This is a genomic window from Paenibacillus haidiansis, from assembly GCF_036553665.1.
Classification (GTDB): domain Bacteria; phylum Bacillota; class Bacilli; order Paenibacillales; family Paenibacillaceae; genus Fontibacillus; species Fontibacillus haidiansis.
In genome coordinates, this window is record NZ_JAZHPZ010000003.1 from 341,140 (window position 1) to 365,273 (window position 24,134).

At 48.5% G+C, this 24,134-nt stretch carries 19 protein-coding genes; all 19 read right to left on the reverse strand.

Annotation, left to right across the window (positions count from 1 at the left end):
- Positions 1-16: 16 nt before the first annotated feature.
- The 19 genes from V3851_RS08675 to V3851_RS08765 all read right to left on the reverse strand — a co-directional run bounded on the left by V3851_RS08675 (position 17) and on the right by V3851_RS08765 (position 24,134).
- Positions 17-1,768: a proline--tRNA ligase gene (locus V3851_RS08675; RefSeq protein WP_331846127.1), complete on the reverse strand. Its 1,752-nt coding sequence runs from the start codon at positions 1,766-1,768 to the stop codon at positions 17-19.
- A gap of 624 nt (positions 1,769-2,392) precedes the next feature.
- Positions 2,393-3,376 carry a glycerophosphodiester phosphodiesterase family protein gene (locus V3851_RS08680; protein ID WP_331846128.1) on the reverse strand — a complete coding sequence of 328 codons (984 nt, stop codon included), beginning with the start codon at positions 3,374-3,376 and terminating at the stop codon, positions 2,393-2,395.
- Positions 3,377-3,425: 49 nt separating this feature from the next.
- Entirely contained in the window at positions 3,426-4,106 is a 681-nt protein-coding gene (locus V3851_RS08685; protein WP_331846129.1) for an FHA domain-containing protein, read from the reverse strand.
- 243 nt (positions 4,107-4,349) lie between these two features.
- A complete protein-coding gene (cysI, locus tag V3851_RS08690) occupies positions 4,350-6,071 on the reverse strand; it encodes an assimilatory sulfite reductase (NADPH) hemoprotein subunit (protein WP_331846130.1) in 1,722 nt (573 codons plus the stop codon).
- Between the two features lie 41 nt (positions 6,072-6,112).
- Positions 6,113-8,035, reverse strand: a complete 1,923-nt coding sequence (locus V3851_RS08695) for an assimilatory sulfite reductase (NADPH) flavoprotein subunit (RefSeq protein WP_331846316.1) — start codon at positions 8,033-8,035, stop codon at positions 6,113-6,115.
- A gap of 248 nt (positions 8,036-8,283) precedes the next feature.
- Positions 8,284-9,276 carry a cysteine peptidase family C39 domain-containing protein gene (locus V3851_RS08700; protein WP_331846131.1) on the reverse strand — a complete coding sequence of 331 codons (993 nt, stop codon included), beginning with the start codon at positions 9,274-9,276 and terminating at the stop codon, positions 8,284-8,286.
- A gap of 149 nt (positions 9,277-9,425) precedes the next feature.
- Positions 9,426-9,692 carry an acyl carrier protein gene (locus tag V3851_RS08705; RefSeq protein WP_331846132.1) on the reverse strand — a complete coding sequence of 89 codons (267 nt, stop codon included), beginning with the start codon at positions 9,690-9,692 and terminating at the stop codon, positions 9,426-9,428.
- Positions 9,693-9,721: 29 nt separating this feature from the next.
- A complete protein-coding gene (locus tag V3851_RS08710; RefSeq protein WP_331846133.1) occupies positions 9,722-10,696 on the reverse strand; it encodes a cysteine peptidase family C39 domain-containing protein in 975 nt (324 codons plus the stop codon).
- A gap of 1 nt (position 10,697) precedes the next feature.
- Entirely contained in the window at positions 10,698-11,663 is a 966-nt protein-coding gene (locus V3851_RS08715; protein ID WP_331846134.1) for an ACP S-malonyltransferase, read from the reverse strand.
- On the reverse strand, positions 11,656-12,987 hold the full coding sequence (locus tag V3851_RS08720) for a B12-binding domain-containing radical SAM protein (protein ID WP_331846317.1): 1,332 nt from the start codon (positions 12,985-12,987) through the stop codon (positions 11,656-11,658). Before V3851_RS08720 ends, V3851_RS08715 begins: the two co-directional genes overlap by 8 nt.
- Positions 12,962-13,894, reverse strand: coding sequence for an alpha/beta hydrolase (locus V3851_RS08725; protein WP_331846135.1), 933 nt, complete (start codon positions 13,892-13,894; stop codon positions 12,962-12,964). The genes V3851_RS08720 and V3851_RS08725 overlap by 26 nt, the downstream gene beginning before the upstream one ends.
- Positions 13,894-15,465 carry an NHL domain-containing protein gene (locus V3851_RS08730; RefSeq protein WP_331846136.1) on the reverse strand — a complete coding sequence of 524 codons (1,572 nt, stop codon included), beginning with the start codon at positions 15,463-15,465 and terminating at the stop codon, positions 13,894-13,896. Before V3851_RS08730 ends, V3851_RS08725 begins: the two co-directional genes overlap by 1 nt.
- Positions 15,462-16,211, reverse strand: coding sequence for a 3-oxoacyl-ACP reductase family protein (locus tag V3851_RS08735; protein ID WP_331846137.1), 750 nt, complete (start codon positions 16,209-16,211; stop codon positions 15,462-15,464). The genes V3851_RS08730 and V3851_RS08735 overlap by 4 nt, the downstream gene beginning before the upstream one ends.
- Positions 16,195-16,977: an enoyl-CoA hydratase/isomerase family protein gene (locus tag V3851_RS08740; protein ID WP_331846138.1), complete on the reverse strand. Its 783-nt coding sequence runs from the start codon at positions 16,975-16,977 to the stop codon at positions 16,195-16,197. Before V3851_RS08740 ends, V3851_RS08735 begins: the two co-directional genes overlap by 17 nt.
- Positions 16,967-18,139 carry a 2-hydroxyacyl-CoA dehydratase family protein gene (locus V3851_RS08745; protein WP_331846139.1) on the reverse strand — a complete coding sequence of 391 codons (1,173 nt, stop codon included), beginning with the start codon at positions 18,137-18,139 and terminating at the stop codon, positions 16,967-16,969. Before V3851_RS08745 ends, V3851_RS08740 begins: the two co-directional genes overlap by 11 nt.
- An 82-nt stretch (positions 18,140-18,221) precedes the next feature.
- Positions 18,222-18,995, reverse strand: coding sequence for an acyl-CoA dehydratase activase (locus V3851_RS08750; RefSeq protein ID WP_331846140.1), 774 nt, complete (start codon positions 18,993-18,995; stop codon positions 18,222-18,224).
- A complete protein-coding gene (locus V3851_RS08755; protein ID WP_331846141.1) occupies positions 18,979-21,126 on the reverse strand; it encodes a 2-hydroxyacyl-CoA dehydratase family protein in 2,148 nt (715 codons plus the stop codon). The genes V3851_RS08750 and V3851_RS08755 overlap by 17 nt, the downstream gene beginning before the upstream one ends.
- 10 nt (positions 21,127-21,136) lie before the next feature.
- The gene (locus tag V3851_RS08760; protein WP_331846142.1) at positions 21,137-22,771 is read right to left on the reverse strand and encodes a B12-binding domain-containing radical SAM protein; all 1,635 of its coding nucleotides are present in this window, start codon (positions 22,769-22,771) and stop codon (positions 21,137-21,139) included.
- The gene (locus V3851_RS08765; protein WP_331846143.1) at positions 22,710-24,134 is read right to left on the reverse strand and encodes a B12-binding domain-containing radical SAM protein; all 1,425 of its coding nucleotides are present in this window, start codon (positions 24,132-24,134) and stop codon (positions 22,710-22,712) included. Before V3851_RS08765 ends, V3851_RS08760 begins: the two co-directional genes overlap by 62 nt.

Consider the following 24,134-nt stretch of genomic DNA (forward strand, 5'->3'; position numbering starts at 1 on the left):
GCTAGCATTTATGCTTCTATTTCCCCGCCACCGCCTCAAGAACCCGCTCCACCGCTTCTTCAGCCGTAAGCAGCATTTTGGCGGCCGGATCGCGCCGCTCGGCCCATTCAATCCGGCCCTGCGCGGCATCCTTGCCGATCACGATCCGCAGCGGCAGCCCGATCAGATCGGCGTCCTTGAATTTAACGCCGGCCCGCTCATTGCGGTCGTCGAGCAGCACCTCGACCCTTTCGGCCTGCAGCTTCTCATATAAGTCCAGTGCAAGCGCCATCTGCGTCTCATCCTTGGCGGAGACGGGGATCACATGCACCTGGTACGGTGCCAGCGCGAGCGGCCAGATGATGCCGTGCTCGTCGTGGTTTTGCTCGATCGCCGCGGACAAGATCCGCGACACGCCGATTCCATAGCAGCCCATAATCATCGGCTGCGCCCGGCCGGAAGCGTCGAGATAAGTCGCGCCCAACTTCTCGCTGTATTTCGTGCCGAGCTTGAAAACATGCCCGATCTCGATGCCCCGGTGAAATTTCAACACGCCCTCCGCGCAGCGCGGGCAGGGATCGCCCTCCTGAACGGTACGGAAATCGCCGACCCGAGTCAGCTCCAAATCCCGCCCGGGAACGAGATAGCGGTAATGATAATCCGGCTCATTGGCTCCGGCGATTCCCTGCTCCATCTCTGCGGCCGTATGATCGAACAACACGGGCAGGTTCAACCCGTAAGGGCCGACGAATCCGACCGGAACCCCGGTCAAAGCCTGCACGGCTTCGGGATCGGCGATTTCGAACTCGTTTGCGCCCAGGTAATTTTTTACCTTCAGCTCGTTGATCTCCTGATCTCCCCGAATCACCACGGCCACCGGCTCGCCGTCCGCCATGAACATGACCGTTTTCAGAATATCGGATGCCCGGATCCCGAAGGCCTCCGTCAACTGACCGATCGTTTTGATCCCCGGCGTATGGAATTTTTCCGGCTGCGGCTTCCCGCTCTCATTCGCGGAGTACCCCCCGGCAGCGCCCACACCCGCTTCGCCGGCCGAAGCCAAGACCGTTCCCGACTCGGCCTTCTCCAGGTTCGCGGCATAGCCGCAGCAGGTACAAGTCGCGATCGTATCCTCGCCGATGTCCGCCAGGGCCATGAACTCGAGGGTTCCTCCTTCGCCGCCGATGGCCCCGGCGTCCGCTTCGACCGGGCGGAAATTCAGCCCGCACCGCTCAAAAATCCGGTGATACGCGTGATACATGCTCCAGTAGGAGCGGTCCAGCCCCTCCCAATCCGGGTCAAACGAGTACGCGTCCTTCATCTGGAATTCCCGCCCGCGCAGCAGGCCGAAGCGGGGACGCCGCTCGTCGCGGTACTTCGTCTGGATTTGGTACAGCGTGACCGGCAGCCTCCGGTAGGAGCTGATCTCCTGCTTCACCAGCGTCGTGATGACCTCCTCATGGGTCGGCCCCAACGCAAATTCCCGGCCGTGCCGGTCCGACAGGCGGATCAGCTCCGGCCCGTATACTTCGTAACGGCCGGATTCCTGCCATAACTCCGCCGGCTGCAACGCCGGCATAAGCAGCTCCTGCGCCCCGGCGCGGTCCATTTCCTCCCGCACAATTTGCTCCGCCTTGCGGAGCACCCTTCTGCCCAGCGGCAGATAGGTGTAAATACCGGCGGCAAGCTGGCGGATTAACCCCGTTCGTAGCAGCAGCTGATGGCTGACCGCTTCCGCATCCCCCGGCGCTTCGCGCAGGGTGTTTAATAACAACTGGCTTTGATGCATACTTCATCTCTCCTTTTAAAATATGGAAATTGTATTCGCTCGTCCCATTGGAAATTTCCAATAAAACCGGACTTAAAAAGCTCCTCCCTCCAGCCTGATTGGAAATTTCCAATCAACAGGCGAAATTTTCGCCCAAAACAGCCAGAAGTCGCATTTCTTATTGGATTTCTCCAACCACAATCGCAAACGATCCCCTTCCCGCGCTCGTTAAGTGGATTTATCCAATTGCCATCGGCAACGAGCCGAACCCTCCAGCAAAACAAAAAGACACATCCGTCAGGGACGAATGTGTCGTGGTACCACCCTTATTTCGACCGCAGCAGTATGCAGGCATACCTAAACCCATACCCTTATGCGGTCCTTCATCGGATAACGGCCGGCGGGCCGGTCGGCGGAGAATCTCGTGTCGATCTCCGTCACAGCTCGCAAGGTAGGGTCAACGTTACTTCGCGGCGGGAAACCTTTCAGCCCGAGGGCTTCCTCTCTGGACGGCGAATCCTGTAACGATGGGGCCTTGGTCAAAGCTTTTTAGCGTTATAGTATAAGTTTATTGCCCAATTTACAAGAAAAACCAAAATTAGTCAAGGAGAAATAAACATTCTCAATTAAGCTGCTCCCCGCTCCCTACTCCAGCTGAATGCCTCCGATCCGGTCGACCCGGTTCGTCCAGATCCACCCGCTGTACGAGTCCGGCAGCCGCTCCACATCCTCCAGGCTGTCAAAGCCGCTGGAGAAATCGCTCCCGTCTCCCCCTACGACGATGACGCGCGTTCCCACGCGCTCCATCCGGGCGACGAATTTCTCCGGCCAGCCCCAGATCCAGGGGGCGATCTTCTCCGGGATATGCAGCTCCGTATTCCGGCAAGCCGCCGGAACATAGCCGGTCCAGCCGGAAGCCTCGTAGGAAATGAGGCATGTTTTGAGGCTCGCTTTGGACATCGCCTTCATGTCCGGCAGCTGTTCCTTGAGCGCCGCGATCGGCTCGTCGCCGCCGTACACCGTGTATTGCCTCAGCTTATCCGCAGGCATATCCGTGAAATACTGCGCCAGTTGAACCCCTTCCTCCGCGTCATTGCTTTTAATATGAATCAGGAACGATCGGTCGGGAAAATTATTCAACACTTCCATCAGCGAAGGCATCATGTTGACCCCCTTGCCGCGAAAAGGAAAAGTAGCTCCTCCGTCAGCCGTGTAGCCGTATCCGATATCCAACAGCTTAAGCTCGGCCATCGTGTAATCCTTGGTCGTTCCTTGCGCCTCGGTCCGGCAATCCAGCGTCCAGTCGTGGAACACGGCGAATTGCCCGTCCTTCGTTGGCTTGACGTCGAACTCGACCATATCCGCCCCGGCCGCAAACGCGGCTTCCATGGACGGGATCGTATTTTCCAGATAAGGATGCTCGGGCTTATAGATCCGCTGCGCCGTGCAGGTGTCGTTCTCGATCCCTTCCATCGGGAAGGTTTGCGCCAGCCCCCGATGCGCCAGCAGCTTCGGCCCCTCACCCGACCCTCCGACAAACAGCGAAGTATTGTTCAAATAAATAAACAGGATGAATCCCAAAATAATCCAGAATCGTTTGCGTCGCACAAGCCTTTTTAAAAATTGCATACCAGCCGTCCTCCATCATTCATTACGACGGAAAGCTATCCCGTTGGTCTTATGTATATGAATCCCCTTCGAGAATATAGCCGTTTCCGCGGACAGCGGTAATCCGGAAAGCGTCTTTGCCGTATTTTTTGCGAATGCGGTAGATCAAGGCGCTGATCTCATCGGCCGTCACATCGGGCAGCCCGTCATTGCCGAGGGCCCGGTCGTGCCAGACGACGCTTTTGATCTCCGCCATCGTCACCAGCCGGTTGATATGCTGATGCAGCAGTTGGATGAGCAGGAACTCCTTCTCCGACATTGGAATCTTGTGTCCGTCGATATGGCATTCCCTTTTTTCCCACAGAATCGTTACATGCCCGGCTTCCGACTCCACCCTTTCGGGCTCCGTTCTGAGCGCATCGAATTCCAGCGTCTGCTCCCCCGTCGTATACGAAAAATGCAGAACCGCCGTTCCCCGCGCCAGCTCGATCCGGTCGTTGGTTTCCAGCACATAAGGGGCGTACGGAATCACCCGCACTCCGTTGACCTCGCTCCCGTGCCGGCTGCCCAAATCATAGAGCACCGCCTTCTCTCCCTCTCGGCGGATTTGAAGATGCTTGCGGGAAATGAAAATATTGCTGAACGCCACATCCGGCGAATTGTCTTTCGATGCCCTGCCCACCTCGGTATCCGGCTCGCTCAGGTTGATGCATGTGCCCGGGCGGTACGGTTCCCCGCGGATAATATACAAGCAAGCGTATGTTTCCAGCTTCGTTCCCTCCAGACTCCCTGTCTTGACTTATCTTAACTTAACTCCTATTTTAACAAAATCGCCGCAACATGATAAAACCCTCATAATTCACTGATAAGCGCCCGCACCATCCGCTACCGAATCTACCGCATTTCCTACAAAAGACTCCTCCGGCATACAAAAGAACCCGCACCGCGAATTGCGGCACAGGCTCTCTTGTTCCCCGGTAATTGATCATGTTAATTATGCGTGAAAATCCAACCCCGACTTAACTTCCTTCACGTACCCGGCGCGGATCGTAAAATCCCCGAAATGCTCGCCCTCCAGGCGTTCTTGGGCATATCGGTTAAAAATAACCCGTAACGAGTCCAGTATTTCCGTTTCCCCAATATTCTCCTTGTACAGCTTGTTCAGTCTCTGCCCGGCAAAGCCCCCGCCGAGATACATATTGTACTTGCCCGGCGCCTTGCCGATGAAAGACAGCTCGGCCAGCGCCGGTCTGGCGCATCCGTTCGGGCATCCGGTCATGCGGATGACGATCTCCTCGTCCTGCAGCCCGGACTCGCCGAGCAGCAGATCGATCTTGTTCAGCAAAGTCGGCAAATACCGTTCGGACTCGGCCATCGCCAGCCCGCAGGTCGGCAGCGCCACGCAGGCCATCGAATTGCGCCGCAGCGCCGTATAACGTTCCCCGCTAGTGATGCCGTACTGCGCGATCAGCGCGTCGATCTTTTTCTTCTTCGCGGTCGTCACACCGGCAATGATCAGGTTCTGATTCGCGGTCAGACGGAAGTCGCCGGTATGAACCTTGGCGATTTCGCGCAGCCCGGTTTTCAGAAGATAATTCTCTTCATCCTTGATCCGGCCGTTCTCGATAAACAAAGTAAAATGCCATTTCCCGCCGACGCCCTTCACCCAACCGTACCGGTCGCCGTGATGCTCGAAATGATACGCTCTCGCAGCTTCCAGCTTCCAGCCCAAACGGCGGGTCAGCTCGGCCACGAACCAGTCGATGCCGCGGTCGTCGATCGTATATTTGAACCGGGCATGCTTGCGCACGGAACGGTCGCCGTAATCGCGCTGGATCGTCACCGTCGTCTCCGCCAGCTCGATGACCTGCTCCGGCGTACAGAACCCGATCACCTGACCGACTTGCGGATACGTGTTCGGATCGCCGTGCGTCATGCCCATCCCGCCGCCGACGGCGACGTTGAAGCCTTGGAGCTTGCCCTTGTCCACGATGGCGATCAACCCTAAATCCTGCGAAAAGACATCGACATCATTGGACGGCGGCACCGCGATCCCGATCTTGAACTTGCGGGGCAGGTAGACCTTGCCGTAGATCGGCTCCTGTTCGGAATCCCCCCGGCTGTCGGCCACCTTCTCGCCGTCCAGCCAAATTTCGTGATAAGCCCGGGTGCGCGGCTCAAGATGCTCGCTCAGCCGGCTTGCCCAGTGATATACCTCGGCATGGACCTCCGATTGATCCGGATTCGGGTTGCACATCACATTCCGGTTGACATCGCCGCAGGCCGCAAGCGTGGTCAGCAAGGAGTCGTGGACCTCCCGGATCGTCTTCTTCATATTCCATTTCAGCACGCCGTGCAGTTGGAACGACTGCCGCGTCGTCAAGCGGATCGTTCCGTTCGCGTAGGCGGCCGAGATGCGGTCCATCATCAGCCACTGGTCCGGCGTGACGACGCCGCCCGGAGCGCGGACGCGCAGCATAAACTGATAAGCCGGCTCCAGCTTCGACTTGCTGCGCTCGTTGCGCAGATCGCGGTCATCCTGCATGTAGCTGCCGTGGAACTTCATCAGCCGGTTTTCGTCCTCGGGAATCGAGGCGGTAATCCGGTCCTCCAGCACCTCTGCGAGCTTCCCGCGCAGGTAATTGCTTCTTATTTTAATATCTTCCACGTCGCTGTGCGGCGCACTGTTTGGCGACAACAAATTGTTTTCCGACATCGCTGTGTTCTCCTCCCTCGGGTAGCGACTTTCGTTCCCTCTTAGTAAACGTCCCGCTGATAACGTTTCTGCTGCTGCATTGTAGTCAAATAGTCGGCGGCTTCCTCGGGGCTGAGTCCGCCCTCCTGCTGCAGAATCGTGGCCAGCGCCGCATGCACGTCGTGAGCCATCTTCGATTTATCGCCGCAGACGTAGACGACCGCTCCTTCCTTGAGCCACTCGTACAGCTCGCGGCTGTGCTCCAGCATCCGATGCTGCACATATACCTTCTGCTCCGTATCGCGGGAGAACGCCACATCCATCTTGGTCAGCACGCCGTCCTTCAGCCAGCGCTGCCATTCCACCTGATACAGGAAATCGGTCGTAAAATGCTGATCGCCATAGAACAGCCATGTCTTCCCCTGCGCCCCCGTCTCTTCCCGTTCGCTGAGGAAAGCGCGGAACGGCGCTACACCGGTACCCGGGCCGATCATGATGACCGGCGTATCCGAGTTGTCCGGGAGCCGGAAGTTCGGGTTGCGCTGGATGAACACCGGCAGCGTTTCACCCGACTGCACCCGTTCCGCGAGCTGCACGGAGCACACGCCGTAGCGGTCGCGCCCGGCATTCTCGTACCGTACCGCCCGGACAGTAAGATGCACCTCGTCCGGGCTGGACTTCAAGCTGCTCGCGATGGAGTACAGCCGCGCCGGAATTTTGCGCAGGGCTTCCGTAAACTGCTGCGCCGGAATCCCGCGCAGCGAGTAATCCTGCACCAGATCCAGCACATCGCGCCCGTTCAAATAGGCTTTCAACTCTTCGCGCTTGCCCGGCTCGAGCAGCTCCTTCAAAGCGGCGTTCCCGCTCAGTTCCGCCGCCTTCACAACCACCGGCTTGGTCAGCGGCGTAATTTCGTAATGCCGCACCAGCGCTTCGCGCAGCGGCAGCGAATCGCCTTCCTTGCTCACGCTGACGGATTCGTCCGCGTTCCAGCCCATCGCCGCGATCAGCTCGTCGACCAGCGCGGGATGATTCTCCGGGAAGATGCCCAGGCTGTCGCCGGGTTCATACGTCAGATTCGAGCCCGCCAGCGAAATTTCGAGGTGACGGGTTTCCCGCTCCGATCCGCGGCCGTTGAGGTTGATGTTCTCCAGCACCTCGGCCCGGAACGGATTTTTGCGGGAATATTCCACTGGTGTTTCGCTGGAAGCCTCTCCCGGCGCCGCGGTCACGCCGGATGCCAAAGCCGCAGCCGCGCTTGCGCCGGCCGGCGCCGCGGTCCCCGCTCCTTCCGCCAAAGCGCCGGCCACGCGGTCCATCCACTCTGCGGCGGCATCCGTGAAGTCGACATCGCAATCGACCCGCGGTACGAACGGCTTGCCTCCAAGCTCCGCCAGGCGCTGATCGAAATCTTTGCCGGTCTGGCAAAAAAATTCGTAGGACGTATCGCCCAGGGCGAGCACGGAATACCGCAGGCCGTCAAGCTGCGGCGCTCTTTTGCTGTGCAGAAACTCGTAGAACGCGATCGCGCTGTCCGGCGGCTCTCCTTCACCCTGCGTGCTTACGATAACGAGCAGGTTCTCCACCTTTTTCAACGCGTTCGGCTTAAAGTCTCCCATCGACGAAAGGGTAACCTGGAAGCCTTGATCTTCCAAGCGCTTGGCCAGCTTCTTGGCCAGTCCGCTCCCGTTGCCGGTCTGCGAGCCGAACAAGACCGTAACCTCTTTGGAAATAGCACTCTGCGCAGCCGCCGGGGCGCTAAGTACCGCCGCAGATGCAGACGCCGCGTCCGCCGCGGCGGCCACCGCCGAGACGGTCGCCTCCGGGACACCGGCCTTCGATATATCCGCCGCCCCCGTTCCTAAACCTGCCGCCAGATAACCGCTCAGCCACACGCGCTGAACCCCGTTCAGCGTCGGCAGCAGACGGTTGAGCAAATCCGCTTGCCCCTGATCAAAAGGGCTGTTCGTAACTTGAAGTTCCAACATATCCACCTCACGTAGCATACATAATCAATTCCTACTAATACGGTCAGAATTAGTCCTTATTTGAAGTTATCATAGCCGGTGAAAATGGTCAATTCGAATGATTTTATAGATGCTATCAGAATTGCTGATAAAGTAGATTTTGCAAAAACTTTTAACATTTCGGAGATTCGTCCGTTTATACGCGGGGAGTCTTGACGAGGTAGTTGACAGTATTTTTGAAAAGATTACCATAAATAACCCGGCTTTTATGTTGCCTGGCCGGGCCCCAAAACTTTAATATTGTCTAGTATCATTTCAATGATCGTTCTTTCTTCTTCAACAAGTGAAATAAGTTGATTCGTCGCCCTTTTAATTAAATCCTTGTCCTTTTTAATCGAATATTTTAAAAGCAAATTTCGTATTAAAAGGGTTTGCTCATATAGCGGTTTTAGTTTGGAATTAAAATTATGACTCAGATAATTATTTTTGTAAAGATAATCGTTTAAGAGTAAAAGTACTTTTTTATGCTCGACAAGCATCGCCATAGGTCTTATATCAAGTACTTTATCATCATCAAGAAGCTCTATATCTTTTGCTATTTCTATAGACAGGTTTAATCCATAAACGGAATCGCTTGCTTCAAAATATTGATATGGCCTATACAGCTTTGACTTATTGTTGGAATACAAATAATCTTTTAACGAAGTTTTAATATTTTCAATATTAAATGAATAGTTAATATTGGGTAAGTAATTAAGAATAATTCCTCCCTTTGTCCAAAAGTCAAATTCACAATTAATCGATCTGTGTATTTCATCATAGCTTGCTGTAGAGTAACTGTACTTTCCCTCGTAAAAAAAATCGGCTACATAAAAAATTCTCTTCTCGTTATCGTATCCATAGAAAAACAAAGGATGAGGGAAACTAAACTTTTGATATGAAAAGCGGTATGAGGAAATATGATAAGCTTCAACGACCGCATATATATAACTATTCTTATCTATTAACTCGGTTAATATTTTTATCAGGTTACCATTTCTCATTTCATTTAGAGTAAGAGGGGAACATTCTAGCCATGGACACGTGACTAAAGTATGCTGATGTATATAAAAATCCGTGGTATATCTGTCTCTAAATAATTGCAAATAGTTACTGATAACCCACGGTATATATGAATCATTATTCGTAATAATCGAAAAAACTGCGGCGTGGTGGGTCATAAGCGTGATGGGTGGAACGTTAATCTTTAATATTTTCATTGTTATAATCCATCCTTCTTTGATTTAACGTTTTAACAGATAGTCACCCGTTTGAATTAATTTTGTCGATTTTTATCAACGAATTTCTTTTTTGCAATAAACTATCATGAAATTTCTCAATTATTCCGCCCACCAAGTATATGTGCTCATTAACGGTTCATTCTTGTGTGAATATATAAAATCAAACTATATATATCGGGAAACCGCTTAGCATCTAGGTCTTCATCCTCGAACTCAAAACCGTACTCATTTTCTATGTCAACCACGATTTTTATATAGGATAAAGAACTTAAACCCAGCTTGGAAAAGTCGTCATCCATCCCAAAATGCTGGAACTCTTCCTGATTTTCGACTCTGGCTAAAATGATTTTTTTTACTTTTTGGAAGATTTCTTCTTCCACCTTGGTCCTATTCATTCCGTATTCCTCCTAGTAAGATCTTTTATCTACTTGGATATTTGGATCATCGCCAAAGCAATTTGTTCCTCAAAATCTGCTAGTTCTCGTAATTTATCGGCAATTTTTAATCTCCCTGTCTCCCAACTTTTTGTATAAAACATTTTGAGCAACAATTGCAGTATAATTTCCCATTGTTGGGCTGCCTCCAGCATTTGCCGGCTGTGATGCGAAAGATAAGGAACTGCTTCCTCCTCGCAATTAAGCGCTAAATAGTTCAATACAACAGCAAACTGTTTGCGTCTCCTCATTATATATTTCAATCTATCAAGCAGAAGCGAGTCCAGCATCCAACCGTTTTCTCTTGCCTCAACGTCCAAATCCAATGATCGGCCAATTTCTTGTGCAAATGCCCTCATATCGTCGAACCTGTTTCCAAAATCGGCCTCCTTTTTCAGCATTCCGAATGAAGCTTTATAAATAATTTCTGACCAATTGTGCGGTTTTTCTTGACGATCCTGTAATTGGAAAGTGCCGCATTTCCTGTGTAATCGACCACAAAGATCGGCCGAAAGAAACTGTATGTTACTTACGTTGTAAGGATCCAGACAGAACAACCCGTTATCGTCGGAACCCATTCCCACGGCTAAACATGGGTGCATTTCCTCGCGTATCCGATAATTTTTGGACCAAGGACACCAGTAATCATTTACGTAAATGATTACTGGCTTATTTCCGGTCAATTCGCTTGCGACAATTTCCCAAAGTTCCTTCTCAGAGATCGGATCGTGCGTTTCCAGCACAATTCCGTGGTAATAATCAAGATACCTCCGGGTGTTCTCTTCTCCTTCATGAAGCCGGCTCCCCAAAGTCTCGCTTGTATTAGTGCAGGAACTCCTAAAACAAAAATTCCACGAGCCAATAAACATAAGTTCATGATCTCTTTTCCAATATGCTGATACCGAAGCGAGAATATCCTCTAGGCAGCTACGGTAATCTTCATGTTTAGGCTGAATATTTAACATATTAATGGCCCCTCATCGGCTTCTTATTCAATTCCGCCAAACCTTCGACAGCATGATTTAAATCCTCCGGAGAATTAATCCACATATATCTCAGTTCAGGACATATCAAACGAGAATTCGCCGAGACGGTGCAGCCGGGTCCCAATTCAAAAACATGACTAATCACCTCTTTGCGAAAATTTTCAACAACAGTATCCCAGAGAACCGGCATCCCGATTTGCACGGATAGCTTCTTGAGTATTTCTGGTCCTGCAGTGGATGCTTTGCCATCAGTGCATGAATACAAAGGATACGAAGTCTCACAAAATCGATATTCATCAAAGATCGGCTTGGACATCATCTGAATACTTCGGCATAAAGGACTGTGATAAGCCCCATCGTTTAGAGGTATTGCCCAACGGGCTCCTGAAGCTTTGGCAAGCCGGCAAACTTGTTCGACTTCTGTTGCAGCACCTGAAATAATATTCTGGTCGGAAGACAGGTATATTGCAATGCAAACCGCGCGGCGATCAGGATCTATCCTTCGGCAACATTGCTCCAATATTCCCCTATCCAATTCGACAATTCTCGCCATACTGCCATTAATCAAATGGGAATGGTTTAATAGCAGTTTTTCAAGTCGATGGACAAGCCCCAGGACGTGTGGCAAACTGAGTGCTCCCGCAAAAGTCGAAGCTGTAAATTCGCCTTGACTAAAACCGGCTACAGCGGACGGAGACAGGTGTTTGGACTTGGATAACAATACTGCCGCAATTCCATAACAGTATGTAATCAAGCAAACCGTATGCAAATCGGGCCTTTCCCCGGGAGCAACAAAAGATATCCGAAATAAGTCCTCCTTTAAGCTATCGCTCGCAACCTTGTAAATACGGCGAAATAAAGGAAATGCATCATGAAAAGAACGGTTAAGCCCTTTATAAAAGGCTTCCCTTCCAGGAAAAACTATTGAATATTTGGGATCATTCATCAGCCGCACTTCCCGAAATCTCATTTAATATTTGCCTTCGCCTTTTCATTATTTTTCTCATTTGAGTCAAGCGCTGTTCGACAACATGTTGCTGAGTGATTTCACTATAAATCCAAAATAATCCTGCTTCCAAAGTTGCGCTGGACATTCGCTTAGGCTGGATCGTGACATCCCAGAATGTATAGAAACTCCAGTCCTTCTTTACAATCCGCTGCTCTTCTTGCATATGCTGCCGTAATCTTGTTCCCGGTAACGGGGTCGGGACGGTTATGTTCGCGCCATACAAATTATTTGCGATAATGAAATCTGCCGTCGCCTTAAATACATCTTCATCGTCATAGTCCAGGCCCACGATAAAGGTTCCATAAACACCTATCCCATACGATTGTATAGTTTGAATCGAATTCTCGTATCGTGGTAATTGCTTAAGTTTCCAGTTAGTTTGATCCAAATTGCACAAACTTTCATAGGATGTGCTCTCGAATCCGATAACGATCCATTGACACCCAGCAACTACCATACGCTTCAGCAATTCTTCGTCTGCGGCTATCGAAATATCCGTTTGCGCGATCCACCGGATCTTCATAGGCGCCATATCCTGCAGCAAAGATTTACTACTATTACGGTCGACGAACATATTATCGTCGGAGAACAAAATAAGGGCGTCCGGATACAATTGAGAAAGAATAATAAGCTCCTGCAAAATCTGTTTGTTTCCTTTGCGTCTGTATTTTTTGCCATAAACCTTGGATGCGGCACAAAAGGAACAATCATGCGGACATCCTCGAGTCGTCTGAAGCGTTACCAAAGGATAATCATAGCCTTTTAGGAGCTCATATCGCGGGATTGGGGAATTGTCATATTTATATTGTCCAGGCTGCTCCTCCCGGTAAATTTGTTTTAAACATCCTTTTTCAAGATCCCGCATAAAATCGTCCCATAACGGCTCTACTTCTCCGGATATGACAACATCCGCATAATGAGATGCCTCCTCTGCCATGAGAGTTGCATGAATCCCGCCAATTACTGTCAATGTCCCTTTGTTTCGAAAAGCCGATGCAATAAGGAAAGCATTGTTTGCCTGTTGAGTCATCGCACCAATGAAGACGAAGTCGTAGTCTTTATCATAATTGATCGATTTGTAATTTTCATCAATATAGTCGCATTCCCAGTCCTCCGGGAACAAAGCGGCAACAGTCAACAAGCCGAGGTTTGGGCCTGTCCACAGTAACTTAAAACTGCTCATATAATCCGAATTGGTTAAAAACTCGCTCATAATTTTGCTTCTACCGAACATGTTACCTTTCGGAGAAATTAACGCCACCTTCTTCAATGCTATCCCCCCGATTCAAGCTAGCTTGAAAAAAATCAGCCACTTTTTGCTGATATTCTTCCTTTCGTACGTAAAAATTGGTCAAATGCCGGGCTTCGGGAATTTCCCATATTTTATAAAAGCTTGGGTGAAGGCATTGACCAGCTTTTACAGCATTGCCAATCGGAATAATGTGATCCCGACCGCCATGAATGAACAAAACGGGTTTGGATCTTATCCTTCTCATCATGAACAAAGTATGTTTGGCCATATTGCAAAAACCGGCCCGAATCAGATACAGATACAAGAACCAGAATCGGACTAGCGGATTCTTCACTCTCTCATTCTCCAGTACATAAAGAAAGTACGCTTTGACATCTATTAAGGGCCCGCTGTCAATGACGGCTGCCTTAATATCCGGATATCTGGCCAAACCGAGCAATGAAGGTGTTGCTCCCATCGAGAAACCGATGACCCCGACGGATTCGGTTATCCCTCTTTTCCGACAAGCTTCATAGAAGCAATAAAAATCATCCTCCAGGCAAAATCGGATTTTCCGTTCTTCGCCGCTTTCCCCGTGGTTTCTGTAATCGAAGCTGAGAATTCGAAACCCGGCCTTCAACAATCCCTCGACCGTCGGTATAATTGATTCCTTTGAGCCCCCCAGATAATGGCAAGCAAGCAGGGTACCTATTTTATTTTCTGAGCAGGGAATGTAGTCTATCCCTTTCAATACCACTCCGTCAGAGGCCATGAACTCGAATTTCTCAACTCTCATCGGTATTCTACCGGGGGCGATATCATATTTAACTCTTTTTGGATGACTTAGGGAATAGGCCTTAGCGTACGCGCGTGAAGCACAATATACGTTATATAGGATAAAAATTGCAATCAATGCGGATATTATGACAATCAACATTACTGTCGCCCCCCGGAGGAGGATGAATTGAAAAGGACGCGTCGAACCGCATTGTTTCCATAATCGGCTACATACAGACATCCTCCGCCATTGTTGTCGGCGACAAGGCCCGCCGGCAAATTGAACGAAGCCTCGCTTTTATCGAGCATGCTGTCATGGTATCCGCTTTTTGCGTTCCCTACTATAGTCGTGATTCTGTCGGAAACAACATCATACAAACGTATGCAATGATTTTCACTGTCGGCTATTAGTATGAAGTCTTCGTTCCAAATACTGACCCAGAATGGGCCGTTTAAAAGAGCTGCCTCACCAGGTCCTCCATCACCTGCATACCCTGGTATTCCCTTGCCGCAAACTGTTCGGATGCTGTTGTTCTCCATATCGACAACCCGTATACAGTGATTACCGTAATCAGCGATATACAACTTATGACCGTTAGGCGTAACGGCAAGACCGTATGGACGGTCCAATGAAGCCACTAAAGGGCTTCCCCCGTCTCCTTCGTAACCAAACTTTCCCGAACCTGCCACAGTACTAATGATTCCATCTATCGAGATTTTTCGAATGACATTGTTGCCGTAATCGTTCGTATACACATTTCCCTTTCCATCTACGGCCACACCTCCCGGACGACTTAATTTAGCATTAATCGCCAAGCCTCCATCGCCCTCATACCCTTCCATCCCACAACCTGCGATCGTATAGATGTTGCCGTTCCTATTAATTTTCCGGATACAGTGGTTGCCAGTGTCGGCTATGAACACGTTCCCGTCCGCGGAAGCCGCGACACCGCTAGGCTTATTCATTAGAGCGTTCACGGCATCTTCATTATCCCCACTGTAACCGTACCTCCCTTTTCCGGCGAAGGACGAGATTACACCCCTGGAATCAATTTGTCGTATACAGTGATTTCCACGATCTACGATGAGAAGCTCACCATTATTCATCAATTCCACTCCGTAAGGCTCCGCGATACATGCCTGAACGGATGGACCGCCATCACCCGCATAACCTTTTAACTGCCCTCCGACAATGGTAGAAACATTTGCTGTATGGTCATAATAAAGAACAATGTCCTTGTCGTCGGATAACACCGTTCGGTTTCTTCCTTGCTTTTTGGCCATAGCCAGTGCAATTTCAGCCTTTTTAAGCAAGCTTTCCGTAGTCTTGGTCAAACCTCCAATGACCGCGCCAATACTCACTGTAATGGGCACCTTCGCATATATGGAATCGCCGCTGACAAATCTTTGCTTTCTGAAGTTCTTACGCAGATGTTCCGCCATCTGTACAATCTGCTTTTGATCCACCCCTTCCGCTATTAAAATGAATTCATCTCCTCCATACCTGCCTACTGTAAAAAATTCAATCTTCTTAAAGAACGATGCGATCCTTTGAAGAATCAAATCACCTTCAACACTGCCAACTTTAGAATCTATATTTATGAAAAAATCCACATCGCATAGCAGAACTCCAAACCTCTTTCCCGAAGCATGTATGGCCGATAATTTTGCGAGCATCGTTTTTCTGTCCCAGATATTCGTAAGCGAATCCAATGTACCATTAGCATTCACAATCCATATCCCCCGTCTAAATGAAGTACACTTCCAGTCAAATATTCGGGACATAACTCTTCATCAGCCAAAAAAGCAACCAGCTGCGCAACCTCTTCCGGCTTTCCCAGTCTTCCGACTGGAACGCCTCGCAATAAACCCTCCCTTTCATTTGCTTTCAAACTGTCTGTCATATCTGTCTCCACACCTCCTGGTGCGATACAATTGACACTAATTCCGTAAGGAGCTACTTCCTTCGCAAGAGAGCGAGTAAATCCGATTAATGCTGCTTTTGAGCTTGAATAATTGGTTTGACCCGAAATTCCGCTGACTCCGCTTATAGAACTGATATTTATAACTCGTCCGCATTTCTTCTTGATCATATGGAAGATAACGGCTTGCGTAAGATGGAATACTCCATTTATATTGGTGTCCATAACATCGAACCATTCCTGCTCGGTCATCATGACAAGCGATCTGTCCTTGCGAATTCCAGCATTGTTTACAACAACGTCTATTTTGCCCCAATTATGTATTATATCCCCTACCATTTCTCGGACCTGTTCTCTGCTTCGGGCATCGGCTTTATAAGCCTTCACTCTTCCTTCGGACCAAATCGGGTCCTCCCGAAGATTTGATAGTGAAGGGGATTCATGAATATAAGTAAACGCTACAAATGCACCTTTTGCGGCAAGAGTTCGAACAGTTGACTCTCCGATTCCCCTCGACCCTCCCGAGACAAGTGCCACTTTATTTTGAAGCGACATCGTTATTCCTCCCTTTTATGCCATTATGGCAGTACTGTTCAAGGCGCTGGTACATTTCAAACGAAAAGGCGGTATTCATCAACTCGTCACGCCGAAACGTCCCGAATACTCCATCATTGAATGCTTTTTTGGTTTCCCGTAAAGTGGCGTACGAATAGCTGGCCAGCCTTCGGCTGATGTTTAACGAAATCAACTCAAGATTAGGACCATCCGGCATATCATAGATAAGACCCCAATCCCATGCTTTCTTGGCACTGATACGATCGTTGGTCAATAACGCCATCTTAGCCCTTGAAGATCCTATTAAATGGGCCAGCATCTCACTTCCCCCGTCAGCAAGCAAACCTCCGTATTGGGGATCGGGCAACCACAACCACATTGTCTCATTTGCGATTCGCAGATCACAGCTTAAGGCTATGGACACTGCGGATCCGATGACCGGGCCGGACAAAACGGCGATATAGATTTTGGCGGACTTCACAATTTTTTGATTGATGTCAAAAACTTGTTTGACGGAATTATAAATATTCCACCCCGTCTTTTCGCGATCTCCTGCTTTATAGAAGCTTCCCAAATCAAGTCCGGAAGAAAATCCGAACGAGAGACTGCTTTTTATGAGTACGACATGAATCTCCTTTTGCTCCTCGAATGCATCTATAGCTTGGGATAGCTCAGACAGTAATAGAATATTCAAACTGTTTGTTGCAGGACGATTCATCGTAATGATTCCGACCGAACCTCCCCGAACCTCCATGTCAACGAACACGGCATGCACCCCCATTTTGCATACCAGTCCATTCCTCCATCGTGAGCCAGTACTTTCCTTCATCAAAATAATTCGGGTCTATAACATCCCCGGTAAAGTCCATAAACGCCATACCCGTCGATTTTAGAGTTCGCCGCAAATACGGAACTGTGGGAGGGAGGAACGAACAATTCCGTTGAGAAAAACAGACGATTCCTTCGACACCCATTTTTGCGGCGATATCCATAATAAAGTCGGCCCTGCGTTGAACGGAGAAAAAGTGGGAATTTACAATCCGGCGGGCGAGATCCTTATAGAAGCTGTCCGCCTGAATCGGCTCCAAATCTCCGAAGCTGAACAACTCTTCATATACGAATCTTCCTCCAAGTCTGCACTCGGTCTCCATTAATAAATTGTTACGATATAAGGGAATGACGCCAAGCCAAATCCATTTAGATCCGAGTGGCGGGCGGTATCCGGAAATCCGTTTTTCAATGGTAGCCAGCAACTGTTCAAGCACTGCCACCGCGTGATTACTGCCCAAATCGTTATAAATGGTGAAAAGCTTGAATCCGTCGGTGGCGTCAAGAATCCCGGGATACAGTATTCTCAATTGATCAATCTGATTTTTAATTGCAAGCGCGGAATTAGATAGTTTTATGGCGTTTGTTAAACGATCACTATCCAAACAAACATTCAAAGACGCCCCCATCCTCGCTAAAGAACGACCTAAATCCGAGATGGTATGCATATTCGGAATTCTAGGAACATTAATGGAGTAGCATGGAACATCGTATCGGGCAGCGGATGCTTTACTGAAAGAGAACGCGTTGTTGCAGGCGTAACTCATAGCCAGATAGCCTGAAGGAGGAGGAATCAACCCTTCATCAAGCAAGCACTGAAACATTAACTGGTAAGTACAGTCGCAACCCGGCGTACTCGCTTGCACCCGTTTATCGGACAAATGGCGTACGAGGCGATTTGCTGCCGCAAATCCGGAAATACGTTCCATATAAAGTACCGGTCTGTCAAGAAGAGGAGTCCACTCGCCTGGAATATAAAAGGTAGAAGCATAATAAGGCTCTCCTTCTAAAATTCTATCCAGGACGTTTAATTGCGCTTCTATAAAATATTCATGGTATTTGTCGCCTTTGGATCGGGCATATCTTAAAGCAATATCCATATAATGCCGAAGCCTATTCTTCATATCCATTCATGCCGATTATCGTTATATCGGCACTCTCTCCTTAGTTTAATGGTATAATTCAGGAGCCGTATTCACGAGCCAGAATGGCCGCGCCCAATGCCCCCGTTATTTGCGGCTCGTTCGGGATCAATAACTCCCGGCCCAGACGATCCGAAATGGCCTTAACGACACCAGAGTTTTTAGCCACTCCGCCTGTCAAAGCAACGGGGTGGACTACTCCAATAGAGGAAAACATTGCCAATAACCGATCCCCGATGGCTTGATGTATTCCCGCTATAATTTCTTCCAGCGGACATCCCTCGGATATTCTGGATATGACCTCGGATTCTGCAAATACTGTACAAATGCTGCTAATAGGACGGGGTTTTTTGGCTTTCAACGACAAGGGGCCAAGTTGGCTCGTCTCAACGCCCATCGTATGAGCCATAACTTCGAGAAATCTGCCGGTCCCCGCGGCACATTTATCATTCATAATAAAGTTCTCTGCAAAACCGTTTTCCATGATGCGGATTACTTTACTGTCTTGCCCCCCGATATCAATAAGTGTCCGGACCTCCGGATATACTGCGGCGATTCCTTTGGCATGACAGGTAATTTCTGTTACGGTTACGCAAGCGCCTTCGACGTTTCTTCTTCCGTAGCCGGTTCCCGCCGTTCCTCTGATATCCGAATGCAAAACACCTCCGGCCTCACACACTCGATCCGTCGCATTACGAATCGCTTGTTTGTGATCAAATCCACTTTTCTCGATAGAGTAAGCTACGATACGCGACTCCTCGTCTAATAATACGGCGTCGGTACTTACCGATCCGACATCAATTCCTAGATACATAGCCGCCCCCTCCTTCCAAAGTCTCGCTAAACGCTTCAAGACGCAACTTCATCTGTTCCTCCGAGAATCCTCCGGGATCGATGCAATCACCGCTCAATTCCAAATAAGGGATTCTCATCTCGGATGCCAGATCGCGAACAAGCCACGATCCTCCAGGGATGGCCCTGCAACCGCTATGCATAAAATGTACAATCCCGTCGATACGATAATCTTCCATCAGTTTGCGGTATAGGGCCTGGCGCTTGATCGGTTCATCCAGATAAAAATGGGCAACCGTCTTAGAGACCAACGAATCCACCGGCTCGTCCAAATCATGTCTGGGCCAGTACATATATCCGGTAACATCCATTACGATTCGGCATTGGAGTGTTTCCTCCATATATTGCATTAGTCGATTAGCATACAGTGGCGCAAAATGTATCCACAAAATCCGTTTTCCGCCCATGTCTTCCGTCCGGCTCATCCTGCTCAAGTCCAGTAATTGCTCATAAAAAGCTCTAGCCACACTAACACCTAATTCAGAGCCGAACAGAAAGGTGGCGCCGAATAAATTACGCAGCGAGAAACGGCCCGGCATTAAAGGTGCTCCCTGGCGCAGTTCCATCGCTTTAGTCCAATAATCCCTGGCTTGATTAGACAATTCCAGTGCCTCAATCAACCTTTTTTTCTTAATCTTGTATCCGCAGTAACACTCAAGCCAGCCTATCAAATTTTCATACTGATTTCTCAGATAGCGATTATTCATCTCCGTTTGGTGAAATGGAACATTGATAGTAAAAGTTTCCGTACCATATTGCTCTGCAAGGAAATTGGCTACCCCGGGCCCCCCGTCACAAATATGCGAGGAAACGACAGCCGCACGCGGCTTTGGCAATTGTCCCTCTTCCAACATACCGATCGCCGCTTTATGGTAAGAGCAAAGCCCGGAGCCGAAACCTAATCCTTCACTCGTGGAGACAAAAGATTGGGATAAACCAAGCGAAGCGGACCAGCCTGCCGCTAGTTCCATATTGACAGGTACTAAATCTGCCCCGTAGAACACCTCCACAGGCATTACCATGTTTGTCCAAATCGCCTTTTCAGGGTGCGTCCACAGACGATCTGCGAATAAATCAATCTGATTGGATACTACCAGCTGAATTGCGGACAAAGATAGGCCCGGTACAATTCCGGCGACTTTTTTCATACTGTCACGAAAATGCTTATGTCCGACGGCAGTTGTCCCGATAGATTCCGATTGATGAACAACGGCATCTTCGGAGGAGTATTCCAAACATTCCATAAAGGCTTCCAGCCTTGTTGATATTTGTCCGTATGAAAAATTGCGGTACTCCTCTTCAATTCCTATAATAGGTACTTTTTGCTCCCGGCAAATTCGTTTGACTGAAGGATAAGAAAAAAGATAATGGTCACAATTGCGAGATGATAAATAAATCACACCAGCAAGCTTATTCCTGTTTTTGGAGATGAACAGCTTGAACCATTCAAGAAAATGAGCGCTTAACGCGCATGGCTCATCCGCAAATGAACCGTCGGGATTTTGAGCGAATCGGTTGGCAAACAATAGATTTCCGTTTTTTCGATTCGCGCAATAGTTCATCGCAACCGGATAGGGTTTCAATTTCTCCGAGACTATTTCTTTTAATTCGGGTGAAATACCGCTTCCGAATACATAGATAGTCTGATCTTCGAGAGTCAGTGCCGGTGTTGCCGATTCGGGCCGGACAGCCAACTCCATCCCTTCCTTCTTGTAAGGGATAGCAAAGTGCTGGGTCATAGAAAAGAGTAGCTCCTCAATTTGGCTGAAATAAAGCTCATATGCGGAAGGGGTTCGATCTCGAGGAACTTCAAATATTTTACAGAACAGATCAGGACGTTGCATACGGACAATATCGTACAATCGCTGAGAAGCATTACAGCAATTGGCCAATACCAGACCGTCTATATCAAGCTGGTCAAGAATTTTGTCGCAGTATCTTAAAAAACCGCATAGATTCACCGGAAGCTTCGTGACCAGTCCACGGTCATCCAAAGACAACTCATGAAGGGGAAGCACTTCAAAACCGAAACTTTGGACTAACTCATCCGGAAAATATGAACAGGTGTAAGCAATAATCGGCTTTCTTGACATGCTTTCACTCCTAAATGACATATTCTTCATACTTATTTCCGAGACGCATCAGTTTCTTGTACAGCTTTGACCGTTCTAAACCGAACTGAGTATCATATTTCTCCATGCATTGCTTGTTTAGCTTCAGTTCGGACCATAATTCGGCCTCCCGATCATCCCAACCGGATTCGGCCAAATCCAGCAAACCGCTAAACCATTCAGAGCAAATGCAAGAAAATTGCGAGAAGCTTTCGTCAAGTCGTTTCTCGCATTCCAATACGTAGGATAGGCCTGTTTCATCCTGTTCTGCTTCAAACAAATGCTTGTTATAAGCCAAATAAGTATAAAAGAAACGCTCAAAGTACAAAATTCTATAATTAATGGCTTCCGTCTCTCTGTCTTCCACAAACCGGTTATGAAGAAATGCAACAAGGGAATCAATCCTCTCATCCGTATGCTTATAATTGAGTCCATCCAGATATATTTTTTTTTCGTCCTTCCATAATTTATCCTCATTGAGTTTGTGGAACAGTTTGGTCCCCTTCTCAATTCTCAAACGGTGAAGAAAGGATAGAAAACCTGTATATTCGTATTTCTGTAAAAAAGCAAGATTACTTCGCAGACCTTTAAGGGTAGAGTAAGGATTGAAATTGATAAAACCGATAATAACCCTAATTCCTTGTTCACGGAAAAGCTCGACACACTTCATGTTATCTTCCGTAGTGCCATATTTCCCATAAAACTGCAAATCGAAAGCGTTAGCGGCTTCAACGCCGAGAAATACACTGCATAAACCTGATTTCTTTAACAGCCGGACCAGCTCGGGCGTACATTTTCGCTGAAAGATGGTACGCAAATTAATGGAATAAGATATGGTCAAGTTGCGCTTTAATATCTCTTCCGCAAATTTTTTGACACTTTTCGCATCACTGCCCGGATCTTCAAAGGAATTGTTTACGATATTGAATCGGCGAACTCCATATCGTTGCGCAATTTCCTCTATTTCATCCACAAGCCCTTCAACTGATCTTCCTCTCCATCTCTGATCTCCGTGTTCAGACCAATAATCCGGGCTCTCGCAAAATGTACATTTTCCAAAACACCCTCTAGTGCTTGATATAATCGCAACATTCATCTGATGGTCAAGCAGCATATCGCGGCTTGGGAACGGCAACTCGTTCATATCCGCAATAAGAGATTCCTTCTCGTTCTCATGAATCCTACCGTCGGACCTATAAGTCAAACCTTTAATTCCGGGCAAATCCCCGCCCGCTTCCAAAGTGGATAGCAGGTTGCGCAGCGCCAGTTCTCCTTCTCCCCTAATAATGTAGTCAATAGCCATGGACTCGTTCAATAATTCCTTGTGATAGTAAGTAGCAAAGGCCCCTCCCAAACAGGTTTTCACTTCGGGGAGAAGCGTTTTTATGTATTCGCAGAATTGTATAACCTCATCTTTTGAATCTCTGTAGACAGAAATCCCCACGAAATCAGGCTCCAAGTCTACGATTCTCTTATAATCCATTTTATTGAAAAAATGTACTATCAAATGCACCTCATAACCGAATTTACGCAAGTAGGCAGCGATAGAAGCCAAGCCGATATCGTCATAACTCAGAATCATCTTGTCGCTGTATACGGATACTAACAAGATCTTGAACCTTTTCATGATACACCTCGTTACTATTCGATTGGGAACCATGGCTTCCCGTTTGGGTATTTAGAGCCCGGAGGAAAGCGGCCTTCATTCTTTCAAACTGCTTGCTTCTTCGATTCATAATATTGTGTTGATCATAGATCATGTTTAGAAGCCGGATGTAACCTTCATTCAATTGTCGATAGTTCATCGTTGCTGGTTCTATTACCGCCTCAAATATGGTATAACTGTTCCAGTCATAAGTTCTTATGCGATTTTCCGCATGCAATTGTTCATAGTTCAACGTTCCGGGATAGGGAGTGTTCACTGTCACGCTGGCCCCTAATAATCCTACATCCTCGATAAAATTTGAAATGCGCTCAAAAATGCCGGCGTCATCGCCATCCAAGCCTACGATAAAACTTCCTATAACCCCGATTCCTCCACGCTGAATGTTCTCAACCATCATTTTATATTTATCCACATAATTAGCTTTAAAATTGTGCTCGTCCAATTCTTCGAGGCTGCCTCGATTTAGGCTCTCAAGTCCAATAAGCACTTGCCGGCAACCGCTTCTAAAAGCATGCGCGATAAATCGTTCATCTTCCCCAAACGAGATGTCGGAGTGAGCGTACCAGTTCATTTTCAGCCTTTCCATGATTTCAAACAGCTTTGTGGAACGTTGTTTGTCGCAAAACAGATTATCATCCGTAAAATAAATCGTAGCTCTCGGGTTAATTTTGCGGGCCGCTTCAAGCTCGGCATACACTTGGTTTAAGCTCTTCGCCCGATATGATCTTCCGTATAAACTGCGCAAATTACAGAACCGGCAGCCATGAGGACAACCCCTTGCGGTCTGAATCGGGATTATTCTCTTCCCGTTAGAAGGAAGTAGATTAAACGCCGGAATGGGAGAAGATTGTATATCCACTTGTCCCAAAGCTTGTACATAAGTAGCTTTCACCGTTCCCCGCTCATAATCCAGCAGAAATTCAGGCCATGTTATTTCCGCTTCCCCAACGAACAATGTATCCGCAAACCGGCTTGCTTCATCCGGGCACATGGAAGCGTGTACACCGCCTAATACGACATGAGCCCGGGTTAAGCGAAAATGAGCAGCCCACATATAAGCCCTTTTAACATTCGGAGTAACTGTATAAATCGCCACAATATCGTATTCCATTGTTTGGTCGACTTCCCCGAACTCCTCGTCAATGAGGTCAATCAAGTACTTATCGGGGTCGCAAAGCGCGGCCAATGTCAAAACACCGGGAGTAATTACTTTCCATATACTGGACTGAACTATCTCATTTAAGGTATGTGTCCATTGGGAGTTCCACTTCCCTCCACCCGCTGGACCGGCAACCTTCGGAACAAGAAACAGTATTCGTTTCAA

Bases quoted from the DNA above. Each gene is read 5' to 3' on its own strand.
- V3851_RS08675 (WP_331846127.1), bottom strand. From the start codon at position 1,768: ATGCATCAAAGCCAGTTGTTATTAAACACCCTGCGCGAAGCGCCGGGG.
- V3851_RS08680 (WP_331846128.1), bottom strand. From the start codon at position 3,376: ATGCAATTTTTAAAAAGGCTTGTGCGACGCAAACGATTCTGGATTATT.
- cysI (WP_331846130.1), bottom strand. From the start codon at position 6,071: ATGTCGGAAAACAATTTGTTGTCGCCAAACAGTGCGCCGCACAGCGAC.
- V3851_RS08700 (WP_331846131.1), bottom strand. From the start codon at position 9,276: ATGAAAATATTAAAGATTAACGTTCCACCCATCACGCTTATGACCCAC.
- V3851_RS08705 (WP_331846132.1), bottom strand. From the start codon at position 9,692: ATGAATAGGACCAAGGTGGAAGAAGAAATCTTCCAAAAAGTAAAAAAA.
- V3851_RS08710 (WP_331846133.1), bottom strand. From the start codon at position 10,696: ATGTTAAATATTCAGCCTAAACATGAAGATTACCGTAGCTGCCTAGAG.
- V3851_RS08715 (WP_331846134.1), bottom strand. From the start codon at position 11,663: ATGAATGATCCCAAATATTCAATAGTTTTTCCTGGAAGGGAAGCCTTT.
- V3851_RS08725 (WP_331846135.1), bottom strand. From the start codon at position 13,894: ATGTTGATTGTCATAATATCCGCATTGATTGCAATTTTTATCCTATAT.
- V3851_RS08735 (WP_331846137.1), bottom strand. From the start codon at position 16,211: ATGTCGCTTCAAAATAAAGTGGCACTTGTCTCGGGAGGGTCGAGGGGA.
- V3851_RS08745 (WP_331846139.1), bottom strand. From the start codon at position 18,139: ATGGATATTGCTTTAAGATATGCCCGATCCAAAGGCGACAAATACCAT.
- V3851_RS08750 (WP_331846140.1), bottom strand. From the start codon at position 18,995: ATGTATCTAGGAATTGATGTCGGATCGGTAAGTACCGACGCCGTATTA.
- V3851_RS08755 (WP_331846141.1), bottom strand. From the start codon at position 21,126: ATGTCAAGAAAGCCGATTATTGCTTACACCTGTTCATATTTTCCGGAT.
- V3851_RS08760 (WP_331846142.1), bottom strand. From the start codon at position 22,771: ATGAAAAGGTTCAAGATCTTGTTAGTATCCGTATACAGCGACAAGATG.